At 72.0% G+C, this 11,556-nt stretch carries 12 protein-coding genes; 6 read left to right on the forward strand and 6 right to left on the reverse strand.

All coding sequences use genetic code 11. The features are described 5' to 3' along the window. The first annotated feature begins 144 nt into the window (after window positions 1-144). The 4 genes from Q7T15_RS09935 to Q7T15_RS09950 are packed head-to-tail and all read left to right on the forward strand — an operon-like array spanning window position 145 to window position 3,867. The gene (locus Q7T15_RS09935; protein WP_304695835.1) at window positions 145-1,257 is read left to right on the forward strand and encodes a Fic family protein; all 1,113 of its coding nucleotides are present in this window, start codon (window positions 145-147) and stop codon (window positions 1,255-1,257) included. A gap of 35 nt (window positions 1,258-1,292) precedes the next feature. Next, window positions 1,293-2,216 (forward strand): LLM class F420-dependent oxidoreductase, encoded by a 924-nt coding sequence (locus tag Q7T15_RS09940; RefSeq protein WP_304695812.1) that lies wholly within the window; start codon window positions 1,293-1,295, stop codon window positions 2,214-2,216. Between the two features lie 11 nt (window positions 2,217-2,227). Then, window positions 2,228-3,205, forward strand: coding sequence for a serine hydrolase (locus Q7T15_RS09945; RefSeq protein WP_304695814.1), 978 nt, complete (start codon window positions 2,228-2,230; stop codon window positions 3,203-3,205). Continuing rightward, entirely contained in the window at window positions 3,202-3,867 is a 666-nt protein-coding gene (locus Q7T15_RS09950) for an alpha/beta hydrolase (RefSeq protein WP_304695816.1), read from the forward strand. Before Q7T15_RS09945 ends, Q7T15_RS09950 begins: the two co-directional genes overlap by 4 nt. A 27-nt stretch (window positions 3,868-3,894) precedes the next feature. Here Q7T15_RS09950 and Q7T15_RS09955 read toward each other — a convergent pair whose 3' ends face one another. From Q7T15_RS09955 to Q7T15_RS09975, 5 genes are all read right to left on the reverse strand, one after another. Continuing rightward, the gene (locus Q7T15_RS09955) at window positions 3,895-4,770 is read right to left on the reverse strand and encodes a hypothetical protein (RefSeq protein WP_304695819.1); all 876 of its coding nucleotides are present in this window, start codon (window positions 4,768-4,770) and stop codon (window positions 3,895-3,897) included. A gap of 157 nt (window positions 4,771-4,927) precedes the next feature. Beyond that, window positions 4,928-5,254: a thioredoxin family protein gene (locus Q7T15_RS09960; RefSeq protein WP_304695821.1), complete on the reverse strand. Its 327-nt coding sequence runs from the start codon at window positions 5,252-5,254 to the stop codon at window positions 4,928-4,930. A gap of 15 nt (window positions 5,255-5,269) precedes the next feature. Beyond that, on the reverse strand, window positions 5,270-6,178 hold the full coding sequence (locus tag Q7T15_RS09965) for an alpha/beta fold hydrolase (protein WP_304695823.1): 909 nt from the start codon (window positions 6,176-6,178) through the stop codon (window positions 5,270-5,272). A gap of 12 nt (window positions 6,179-6,190) precedes the next feature. Continuing rightward, window positions 6,191-6,733 (reverse strand): NUDIX hydrolase, encoded by a 543-nt coding sequence (locus tag Q7T15_RS09970; RefSeq protein WP_304695825.1) that lies wholly within the window; start codon window positions 6,731-6,733, stop codon window positions 6,191-6,193. Then, window positions 6,730-7,992 (reverse strand): acyl-CoA dehydrogenase family protein, encoded by a 1,263-nt coding sequence (locus Q7T15_RS09975; RefSeq protein ID WP_304695827.1) that lies wholly within the window; start codon window positions 7,990-7,992, stop codon window positions 6,730-6,732. Before Q7T15_RS09975 ends, Q7T15_RS09970 begins: the two co-directional genes overlap by 4 nt. 271 nt (window positions 7,993-8,263) lie before the next feature. Here Q7T15_RS09975 and Q7T15_RS09980 point away from each other — a divergent pair, with 271 nt between their 5' ends. Next, window positions 8,264-9,247, forward strand: coding sequence for an ATP-binding cassette domain-containing protein (locus tag Q7T15_RS09980; RefSeq protein WP_304695829.1), 984 nt, complete (start codon window positions 8,264-8,266; stop codon window positions 9,245-9,247). Beyond that, complete coding sequence (locus Q7T15_RS09985) at window positions 9,244-10,131, forward strand: ABC transporter permease (protein ID WP_304695831.1); 888 nt, start codon at window positions 9,244-9,246, stop codon at window positions 10,129-10,131. Before Q7T15_RS09980 ends, Q7T15_RS09985 begins: the two co-directional genes overlap by 4 nt. A 33-nt stretch (window positions 10,132-10,164) precedes the next feature. Here Q7T15_RS09985 and Q7T15_RS09990 read toward each other — a convergent pair whose 3' ends face one another. Beyond that, entirely contained in the window at window positions 10,165-11,394 is a 1,230-nt protein-coding gene (locus Q7T15_RS09990) for a kynureninase (RefSeq protein WP_304695834.1), read from the reverse strand. Window positions 11,395-11,556 lie beyond the last annotated feature (162 nt).

Consider the following 11,556-nt stretch of genomic DNA (forward strand, 5'->3'; position numbering starts at 1 on the left):
GCGTGCCGCCCCGGTCAGCCTCTTCTCAGCCGTAAGGCCGGGCATGGTGGGTATGCAAAGTCAGTTTGAGTATCTGTAGGTCAGTGAAAGAATTTGGGGAAATTTTTACACATGCTCCGATCGGTTGCATACTCTTGCACCGTGATGTGGACAGCCGATAAGCCCTTCAATTCACTCCCAGACCTGCCCCCGCCTATCGACGTGGAGTCGAAACACGTTCTCAAGCAGGTCACGGAGGCCCGCGCCGCGCTCGCTTCGCTGGATCAGGCGGCGCGGCGAATTCCGAACCCGAGCGTCCTCCTCAACTCGATACCCCTTCTTGAAGCGCAAGCGAGTTCCGAGATCGAAAACATCGTGACCACGGCTGACGAGTTGTTCACGGCAGACCAGCTCGACGCGGAATCAGCACGTCCGGAGGCGAAGGAAGCCCTCCGCTACCGAGCGGCGCTCCTTGACGGAGTGAGGAGCGTCCGCCAACGCCCGCTGTCAACGAACACGCTCATCGCCATCTGCTCGACTCTTCAAGCACGGGAGATGCGAGTTCGCGATCTGGCCGGCACTTTCATTGGAAACCCTGTCACGCGAGAAGCGATCTACACGCCGCCGGAGGGCCAGCGCCTGCTGCTGGAGCGGCTCGATGCATGGGCTCGCTTCGCCCACTCCAATGCCACGCTCGATCCGCTGGTACTGATGGCTCTCGCCCACTATCAATTCGAGGCGATTCACCCTTTCTCCGACGGCAACGGGCGAACGGGGAGGATCGTCAACATCCTGCTGCTGATTGAGCGGGGCCTGCTCAGCGAGCCCATCCTGTATCTGTCCCGGTACATCATCCAGAACAAGTCGGAGTACTACCGCCTGCTTCTCGCGGTGACCGCAGAAGCCTCGTGGGAGGAGTGGGTCTCCTTCATGCTCGAAGGGATCCGTCAGACCGCGCTCTCAACAGTCGAGAAGATCGACGACATCCAGCTCCTTCACCGCGAGATGCAGGCCGAACTTCGCGCCGCGCTACCAGGGGGAGCGAACGCCGACCTACTGGATGTCCTCTTCGAACAACCCTTCTGCCGCATCACGACGGTTATGGAGCGCTGCGGCGTCTCGCGGCCGACAGCGACGAAGTGGCTGAAGCTCCTCGCGGAGGCCGAGATCCTGGTCCCCCTCAAGCTCGGGAAGAGCCTGATCTTCGTGAATGGGAGGTTCTTCTCACTCTTGACCCGATCCGAGCGCGCACCGGAACCCACACCGACCCTCTTCTAGGCTCGATCCACCGCCGCACTCCAGGAGGAGCATCCATGCAGTTCTGCGCGTTCACCGAGCCCCAGCAGGGGGCCGACTACGAGACGCAGCTCGCCCACGCGCAGCGCGCCGAGGCGCTCGGCTTCGACGGCTGGTTCCGCAGCGATCACTACCACGTGATGGGCGACGGCGACGGGCTGCCCGGCCCGACTGACGCCTGGACGGCCCTCGCCGGCCTCGCGCGCGAGACCTCCCGGGTGCGGCTCGGCACGCTCGTGTCGTCGGCGACGTACCGGGTGCCGGGCATCCTCGCCATTCAGGTCGCGCAGGTCGACCGCATGTCGGGCGGCCGCGTCGAGCTCGGCCTCGGCACCGGCTGGTTCGCGAAGGAGCACGCGGCCTACGGCATCCCCTTCCCCGAGAAGCGGTTCGGGATGCTCGAGGAGCAGCTCGCGATCGTGACGGGCCTGTGGGCCACCCCCGACGGCGCCACGTTCTCGTTCGAGGGCGACCACTACTCGCTGCTCGACGCGCCGGCGCTGCCGAAGCCCGCGCAAGCCCGGATCCCCGTGATCGTGGGAGGCGGCGGCCCCCGCCGCACGCCCCAGCTCGCCGCCCGCTACGCGACCGAGTTCAACATCGGCTTCGTCGACGAGGCCACGGTCGCCGAGAAGTTCGCCAACGTGCGCGCCGTGTGCCTCGAGGAGGAGCGCGACCCCGACACGCTCGAGCTGTCGGTCGCGCTGCCGACGATCGTCGCGGAGGACGCGGCGACGCTCCGCCGGCGCTGCGAGGCCGTCGGCATCGACCCGGAGTCGCCGCACGACGCCCGCCTGGTCGGCACGCCCGACGAGGTCGCCGCGAAGATCGAGCGGCTGCGCGACGCGGGCGCATCCCGCATCTACCTGCAGACCATCGACATGACCGACCTCGACCACCTCGACCTCATCGCCCGCGACGTCATCGCGCGCGTGCGCTGAACGGAGCCCCCATGACCAGAACCTTCGGCCACGCCATCGACTGGATGCGCGCCCGCGTCGACTCCGGCCAGCTGCCCACGGCCGTGCTGGGCGTGTGCTCGGCCGACGGCATGCTCGCGCTCGAGGCGTTCGGCTCCGACGGCGGCCGCACCGCGAACGTCGACGACCGCTACGCCCTCTACTCGGTCACCAAGCCGCTCACCGGCCTCACGATCGCGCGCGCGATCGAGCGCGGCCTGCTGACGAGCGAGACCCCGCTGCGGGATGCCCTGCCGCAGGCCCCCGCGGGCGCGGCGACGCTCGGCCAGCTGCTGAGCCACACCTCCGGCATCGTCGACCACGAGCTCGACGGCACCGAGTCGCTGCGGGAGGCGCTCGCGACCGCCCTGCTCGAATCCACGCCGGGCACCGTGCGCCGCTACAACAACCTCGCCTACGAGGGCGCCGTCGCGATCCTCGAGCACGCGACGGGCGCCGAGTTCGGCGATCTCTTCACCGAGATGGCGGATGCGGCCGGTGCCGGCACGCTCTCGTTCGACCCGGCGGACGCGCACGAGATCCACGACGCCGACCTCGCCGGCCACGATCCGTCCCTCGTGTTCGCGGCGCGCCACCCGGCGGCCGGCGCGGTCGGAACGGTGCACGACCTCCTCGCGATCGGGCAGTCGCTGCTCGCGGGCGACAGCCGCATCGTCGCCCCCACGACCCTCGCCGCGATGCAGCGCCCCCGCACGGCGGGCCTGCCCGTGCTCGACGAGGACCCGATCAAGCGCTTCGAGGACTTCGGGCTCGCGTGGAACCTGCCCCACCGTCCGGGGCTCCTCGACCACTCGCTCTTCGGCCACACGGGCTGGACGGGAACGCAGTTCTGGATGTCGCGCGACTCGGGCCTGTGCGTCGTGGCGCTCACCAACCGCCTCGACTCGTGGCGGCCCGAGGTCGGCGTCGACTGGGATCAGCTGCTCAACGCGGCGATGAGCGCGCGATGACCGCCGCCGCCGATCGGCCGCGCACGCACGTCGTCGTGCTGCCGGGCGGCGGCTATGCCCGCCTCGCCCCGCACGAGGGCGAGCCCGTCGCCGAGTGGCTGCGCGGTCTCGGACTCGATGCGAGCGTGCTCGAGTACCCGGTGCTGACGCGCCACCCGGGCCCGTTCCACGCGGTGCGACGGCACATCGGCGAGCTGCGCGCGCACGGCGTCGAGCGCATCGGCGTGCTCGGCTTCTCCGCCGGCGGCCACCTCGCCGGGCACGCGGCGGTGAGCGGGCTCGTCGACGCGGCCGTGCTCGGCTACCCCGTCGTGTCGATGCAGCTGCCGACCCACCGCGGGTCGCGCGAGAACCTCATCGGCCGGCGCGCCTGGCCGTGGACGCGCCGCGCCCTCTCGATCGACCGGCTCGTGACGCGCGGCGCCCCGCCGATGTTCATCTGGCACACCGCCGAGGACGAGCTCGTGCCCGTCGAGCATGCCTACCTGCTGGGTCGCGCGCTCGCCGAGCACGAGGTGCCGCACGCGCTACACGTGTACCCGCGCGGTCGGCACGGTCTTGGGCTCGTCGACGGAGTCGCCGGCGGCGCAGAGGCGGGGACCGCCCGCCATTGGACGCGCGACTGCGAGGAGTGGCTGCGCGAGCTCGGCTGGATCGACTAGCAGGGCGGGCGGCGAGCGCCGCGATCGTCAGCGGGGGCGCGCGGAGCCGGGCGCCGTCGGGGACGGGTGCCGGGCATCCGCTGCTCTGATGACGATGACGGATGCCCAGACGAGCGCGACGCCGACGACGCACCCGACGACGAGCAGGGTGAGCCCCGCGGCGCCCGCGCTGATGCCGACTCCGATGAGCGCGTAGGTGACGGTCGCGGCGTAGACGATCGAGGCGCGCGATCCGAGCACGAACGCGACCGCGAGACCGCTCGCGGCGAGCAGGACGAGCAGCTGCCAGGTCTGGCCCCACACGGTGTCGACGGGCGCGCCCGACCCCTGCACGACGGTGCCGATCTGCACGAAGAAGGCCATCGACGTCCAGCCCGAGTAGGTGCCGAGGAGGCCGTAGAGCAGGCCGCGCTCGAGCGGGTTCCAGGCGGCGAGCTCGTCGCGAGCGCGGACGACGCGCGTCCAGGCGACGACGTGCGCGCTGATGATGACGACGAAGACGACGAGGCCGAGCGGGTTGTCCTGCCCGAGCGACGCGGTCGCGAGCCACAGTCCGAAGCACGCGAAGACCACGCCGAGCGGCCCGGCGACGCGGTCGCGGATGCTCGGCAGCGCCCGGAGCGTCGACGGCCGGGCCTGCGCGAGCGCGTAGGCGAGGCTCAGCAGGATGATCACGCCCCAGATCGCGAACCAGGCGCCGGGCGGGACGAGCGGCGAGAACTCCGCCCCCGACTGCAGCGTCGTCGGTGAGAGCCAGTCGAACACGAGCGACGACACGGGCTGGCCGACGGCGAGGACGACGAGGAGGTAGCGGAGGAGCATCCGCCGCTTCTCATCGGAGCCGCGCGTCGTCCGCGGCGGGATCGAGACCGACCCCGTGTCGGTCAGGGATGCTGTGCGCACGGTCCAGGGACCTCCTCCACGACCGCACGGGAGCCTCGCGCGCCTCGCACGAGCTTCGTGCTCCACCGGCGCGCGGTCGTTGCACGGCCAGGGTAGACCCGCGGTGCGCAGGGCGCACGACCGCTGTCGGGGTGTCGGATCGCGGGTCTTCCTGCGGTCAGCCAGCGAGCCGCTCGGTCAGCAGAGCGTGCAACTGCTCGCGACTCGGCCGCCCGCGGAGCCCCGCCTCGGTGACGTACACGCGGCAGGCGAGCTCGCCCGTCGGCTCGCCGTGCGGGAACGGATCGTCGCCGTCGAGGAGGATCGTCGGCGAGCCGGCGAAGCCCGCGGCGAGCGCCCCGCTCCCGGTCGTCACGCGCCGCACGACGACGGCGAGGTCGTCGCGACCCAGTTCGGCGAGCACGCTGCGGAGGTCCTCCGCGGTCTCCGTCCAGTTGGGGCACTCGTCGATGTGCACGACCTCGATGCTGATCGTCCCGCTCACCGCTCCTCCTCGCGCTCAGGTCTCATGCGGTCGGTCGTCCCGTCGCGCGGCGATCCAGTCGAGCGCGGCGGCCGCGCGGCGCAGGATCGAGATGTGGCCGTCGTCGGGCTCGAGATCCATGACGGCGTGCGGGATGCTCCGCGCGAGCTGCTCGGAGTGCGCGGCCGGCACGACCCGGTCGAGGCCGCCGTGCACGAGCCGCACGGGGGTGCGGATGGCGCTCGGCTCGAAGCTCCACTCGCGGACGTACGCGAGATCGTCATCGATGAGGGGGGCGGGGCCGGCGGCGAGGGCGGGGCGGACGACCTCCATGATCCAGCCCCACTCGCCGTCGAAGGCCGCGCCGTCGGCGGCGATGAAGCCCATGTCGCCCTCGTGCTCGACCGACTCGTAGGCCTCCTTCTCCGCGCGACCCGCGACGGCGGCGCGCAGCGAGGCGGCGCCGAGGTCGCTGAACCCGGCGAACCAGTCGGCGTCGCGCGTGGGGTCGTAGGGGGCGAGGCCGGAGATGCTGACCGCCGCGACGACGCGATCGGGAAGGAGCGCGGCGCATGCGAGGGCGTGCGGTCCGCCTCCGGAGTGGCCGAGGACGGCGAAGGGGCGGCCCGGCTGCGGGGCGCTGGTGAAGTGCGGGGCGTCGAGTGTGTGCGGGGCATCGAGCGCGTCGACGACGGCCGCGGCGTCGGCCGCGGCGCTCGCGACCGTGCGATCGGGGCGCGGGGTCGAGCCGCCGTACCCGGGGCGGTCGTACCCGACCAGCCGCAGGCCGAGTCGGTCGGCGTGGTCGAGGAGCGGCCGCGGCGGCGTGCCGATGTTCGGGGTTCCGTGGTGCCAGACGACGGGGAGGGCGTGCGCTCCCCCGGTGCCGGAGTCGTAGGCGTGCAGGACGCCGCCCTCGGCGATCGTGATGTCGAACTCGCGCATGCCCGCCTCCCCCTACGACCAGGCGGGCGCGCGGCCGTCGTCGTCGGTCGGCAGGGCGAGCCCCGCGTAGCGGAGACCGTCGTCGACGAGCTCGACGCGCTCGAGGCCGGCGATCTCGTCGAGGGCGAACCAGCGCACGTCGTCGGTCGTGCCCTCCTGCTCGACGGCGAGCGCGCCGCCGACGATCGTGCAGCGGTAGACGATGCGCAGCCCCTGCAGGTCGCGGCCGGGACCGGGGATGCGCTTCGCGCCGGGGATGATGATCGACCCGACGCCGAGGATCCCGTCGACGCGCACGTCGAAGCCCGTCTCCTCCTTCACCTCGCGCACGACCGTCTGCTCGGGGTGCTCGCCCGGCTCCACGCCGCCGCCCGGGAGGGTCCAGCCGCCGTACGCGCCCTCGCGCCAGTGGGCGAGCAGCACGCCGCGCTCGTCGTGGACGATCCCGTAGCAGCCGACGCGCAGGTCGACGCCGGCGAGCGCCGCAGCCGGGAGGTCGGTGGGCTCGGCGTCGGGGGTTCTCGAGTCGGCCGGGACGCCTTGATCGGCACTCACGGCAGCGGCCCCAGCAGGTCGGCCGCGACGGTGGAGTGCACGCTCTCCGGGTCGCTCGGGTGGTAGATGCCCGCGAGCACGTCGCGCTGCAGGCGGCTGAGCTCGTCGCTCGCGCGATACGCCCCTCCCCCGGCGATGTGCATGCACTCGTCGACGACCTCGCGCGCGGTGACGACGGCGCGCTGCTTGAGCCCCGCCAGGTCGCGGAACCACCGCGCACCCCGCTCGACGCCGGTGTCGCGATCGCGGCAGACGGCCTCGATCTGCGGGGCCAGCGCGTCGAGGGCGATCGCGGCATCCGCGACCCGCCATCGGATGTCGGGGTCGGCCGACTGGGGCGCTCCCCCGTACTTGAGGCTCGTGCGCCGGTGGGCCGACTCGACGGCGAGCTCGAGGGCGCGGTCGGCGAGCCCGGCGTAGACGGCGGCCATGAGGGTGAGGAAGTTCGCGGAGATCGCGAGGAGGAACGGGTCGAGCGTCGGGCCGACGGGCAGGATGCGCGACACGCGCTCGTCGGGGATGAACGCCGCGTCGAGCCGGGTCGTCCAGCTCTGGGTGGCGCGCATGCCGAGAGAATCCCAGTCGGGGGTGAGGGCGATGCCGTGCGCGGGGTGGAGCTCGAGGTGATCGGGGGTCGAGACCGGGGAGTCGCGCAGGAGGAAGCCGTGGACGATCGAGGGGTCGGCGCCGCCCTCGGGGCTGGTGCCGCTGCCCTCGGCGGGGTCGTGACGACCGAGCACGCCGAGCCGGGTCCATGCGGGACTGAGGCTCGTGATGATCTTCGTGCCGGTGAACGACCAGCCCGCGCCCGCACCGTCGGCGTCACCGGGCACGCGGTCGACGCGCGTCACCGAGTCGGTCATGACGCGGTCGTTGCCGGCCTCGCTGATCGCGAAGGCGAAGAGCTCGCCGGCCTCGCAGTCGCGCGTCACCCACGCGAGGCTGTCCTCGCCGGCGGCGGCGAGGTCGCGGGCGACGCCCATCCAGACGAGGTGCATGGTCAAGCCGAGCGCCGTCGCCGGAGCGTGCGCCGCGAGCAGCCGCTGGTCGCGCGCCACGGCGGTGAGGCTGCGGGGGCGGAGGTACCCGGCGGCACGGAGCTCATCGAGGTCGTCGAAGAAGAACGAGTTGCGGGCGTCGTACCCGGCGGCGCGATCGCGGATGCCCTGCAGGAGCTCGGGGGTCAGCACGGTGCTCGGCTCGGCACTGTGCGCATCGCGCGGTCCGGCAGTCGGCGGCGTGCGCGGCTCGGCGGTCATGCCTCCACGCTACTCGCGGCCCCTGTCGGGCAGTTGTTGCCGCAAGCGCCCCTCGCCGCCCCTGGGCCCCCGCCTCTGCGCCACTCACGACGTCTATCGGTCAGTTGTCGGGCCCGCCCCAGGGGCCGCCCGCAACGAGTGACCGATAGAGCGCGCTTCGTACCGCGCAGCGGGCGGCGGCGGGCGGCGTCGGGCGGATGCTCGGGGCGACCGGAGTCGGCCATGGTCGACGAGACCTCAGGATGTCGCCGGTCAGGAGTACCATCCGCGCATGCCGTTCATCGAGGCGAGCGATCTCGTCAAGACCTACACCCCGAAGGGCGCTCCCGTCGTGCGCGCGCTCGACGGTCTCTCGCTGCAGGTACCGCAGGGCACGGTCACCGCCCTGCTCGGCCCCAACCGCGCCGGCAAGACGACCACCGTCAAGGTGCTCACGACGCTCACCAGCCCCGACTCCGGCTCGGCGATCATCGACGGCGTCGACGTGCTCGCCGAGCCCGAGCGGGTGCGGCGCATGATCGGCGCGAGCGGACAGTACGCGGCCGTCGACGAGAACCTCACGGGCTTCGAGAACCTCGAGATGGTCGGCAGGCTCTACCACCTCGGGGCGAAGCGCGCGAAGGAGAGAGCGCGCGAGCTCATCGAGCTCTTCGACCTCGTCGAGGCGCAGAACCGCGTCGTGAAGGGCTTCTCGGGCGGCATGCGCCGGCGCATCGACCTCGCGGGCGCGCTCGTCATCAACCCTCCGGTGCTCTTCCTCGACGAGCCGACCACGGGCCTCGACCCGCGGAGCCGACTGGCGCTGTGGGATGTCATCGAGAGCCTCGTGAGCGGCGGCACCACCGTGCTCCTCACGACGCAGTACCTGGAGGAGGCCGATCGTCTCGCCGACTCGATCTCGGTCATCGACGGCGGCCGCGTGATCGCCGAGGGCACGGCCGATGAGCTCAAGGCATCCGTCGGCGGGCAGCGCGTCGCGCTCACCCTCGTCGAGGCCGACGAGACCGAGGTCGTGCGCGGCATCCTGCAGCGCTACGGCTCGGGCGAGCCCGTGCCGTCGAACGAGGGCAAGACCTGGGTCGTGCCCGTCGACGACGGCCCGACCGCCCTCAGTCGCATCGTCGGGGAGGTCACGGCCGCGGGCATCGCGCTGCACGACGCGGGCATGCGTCGGCCGACGCTCGACGACGTCTTCCTGCAGCTCACCGGGCACGCCGCGGAGGACGCGGCCGAGGACGAGAAGGGCGCGGCATGAGCACCGTCGACTCGAGCGGAACGCGGGGCGCCGGCGGCGGCCTCGACGCGCGCGGAGCATCCGCGACCCTGCAGCCGGAGCCGGGGACGGCGATCGGGAGGTTCCTCAGCGACGGGTGGATCGCCACGCGCCGCAACCTCATGAAGATCATCCGGGTGCCCGACATCCTCGTCTTCACGCTGCTGCAGCCGATCATGTTCGTGTTGCTGTTCACGTTCGTCTTCGGCGCCGCGATCGACGTGCCGGGCGGCTACACGTCATTCCTCATGGCGGGGATCTTCGCCCAGACCGTCGTGTTCGGTTCGACCTACTCGGGCTCGGCGATGGCGCAGGATCTCAAGGACGGCATCATCGACCGCTTCCGCACGCTGCCGATGAGCGGCGCGGCCGTGCTCGTCGGCCGCACCAACGGCGACCTCGTCATCAACGGGCTGTCGATGCTCGTCATGATGGGCACCGGGTGGCTGGTCGGCTGGCGGGTCGAGTCGTCGTTCCTCGGGTTCCTCGCCGGGGTCGTCCTGCTGCTGCTCTTCGCCTACGCGTTCTCGTGGCTCATGGCCTTCCTCGGCATGAGCGTGCGCAGCCCCGAGATCATCAACAACGTGTCGTTCCTCGTGCTCTTCCCGCTCACCTTCATCTCGAACGCGTTCGTGCCGACCGAGAACCTGCCGACCCCGCTGCGGATCTTCTCGGAGTGGAACCCCGTATCGGCGCTCGTGCAGTCGGCGCGCGAGCTGTTCGGCAACGTGCCGGCGGGCACGCCCGTCGGCGATGCGTGGACGGCGCAGAACCCCATCCTCACGGTGCTCATCGGCATCGCGGTGCTTCTCGTCATCTTCGTACCGCTGTCGATCGCGAAGTTCGCGGCGCTCGGGAAGAAGTAGCGCGCGCGGCGCGAGCGACCGAGGCGCGGCGGCTCAGTCGGCGAGCGCCGCCGCGAGCGCCCGGATGCCCCGCTCGACCTCCGCGAAGCTCGTGCTCAGCGGGGACAGTCCGAGGCGCACCCCGCTCGGGTGCCGGAAGTCGGGGATGACGCCCTCGCCCCAGAGCCGCTCGACGGCCGCGCGAGCGTTCGGATGGTCGACCGTGACGTGGCCCCCGCGACGCGCGGAATCGCGCGGCGAGGCGACCACGGCATCCGGGATCAGGGCGTCGACGAGCGCGATCGCGTACTCGGTCAGCGCGACCGACTTCGCGCGCACCGCCGGCATCCCCGCCGCGTCGATCTCGTCGAGCATGTGGGCGATCGGCTGCATGCCGATGATGGGCGGGGTGCCGCTGACGAGGCGACGGATGCCCGGCGCGGGCTCGAACCCGGCCGTCATGCTGAACGGCTCGGCCGCGCCCAGCCACCCGGGGATGGGATTGCGCAGCTGCGCCTGGTGCCGCGCGGCGACGTAGGCCCAGGCGGGGGCGCCCGGGCCTCCGTTGAGGTACTTGTACGAGCATCCGACCGCCATGTCGACGCCCCACGCGTCGAGCTCGAGCGGCACCGAGCCGACGGCGTGCGAGCAGTCCCAGATGACGAGCGCCCCGTGGGCCTGCACGATGCCCGTGACGGCCGCGATGTCGGCGAACCACGCGCTGCGGTAGGCGACGCCGCCGAGGAGGGCGGCGACCGTGCGCTCGCTCACGACCTCGGCGGCGAGCTCGGGCGTGATGCCGCCGTCGTGCGGGGTGTCGACCCAGCGCACCGTGAGCCCGTGGTCGTCGGCGAGGCGCTCGACGATGAACCGGTCGGTCGGGAACTCGTCGCGCGCGATCACGAGCTCCGTCCTCCCGGGGCGGGCGGCGATCGCGGCGCGCAGCAGCTTGAAGATGAGCACCGTCGTCGAATCGGCGACGATCGTCTGACCGGATGCGGCGCCGAGGCACGCGGCACCGATGCGGTCGCCGAGGCGCTCGCCCAGCGAGAGCCAGCCCTCGTCCCACCCGCGGATGAGCCGCCCGGCCCACTGCGTGCGCACGAAGTCGGGCAGGGCGTCGAGCGTCGCCCGCAGCGGCCGGCCCAACGAGTTGCCGTCGAGGTAGGCGACGAGGTCGTCGCCCGGCACGAAGCGGTCGACGACCGCGGCGAGCGGGTCGGCGGCGTCGAGCGCGGCCGGGTTCGGCAGGTGCTCGGCGTCCGGAGTCAGTGGGTCGGTCACCCGGTCAGCCTAGGCTCGCGCCCTCCACGGCGCGGGATCGCTTCGACAGTGCGTCGCTTCGGTGACAGTGCGGCAGTTCGATGTGGCGCGTTGTCACCGAAGTGGCGCATTGTCAGCCGGACAGGGCGGGGCGCGCGGCGGGGCAGGGCGGCGGTGCGGGGC

Origin of the sequence: Microcella sp., assembly GCF_030645145.1 — a bacterium.
Classification (GTDB): domain Bacteria; phylum Actinomycetota; class Actinomycetes; order Actinomycetales; family Microbacteriaceae; genus Microcella.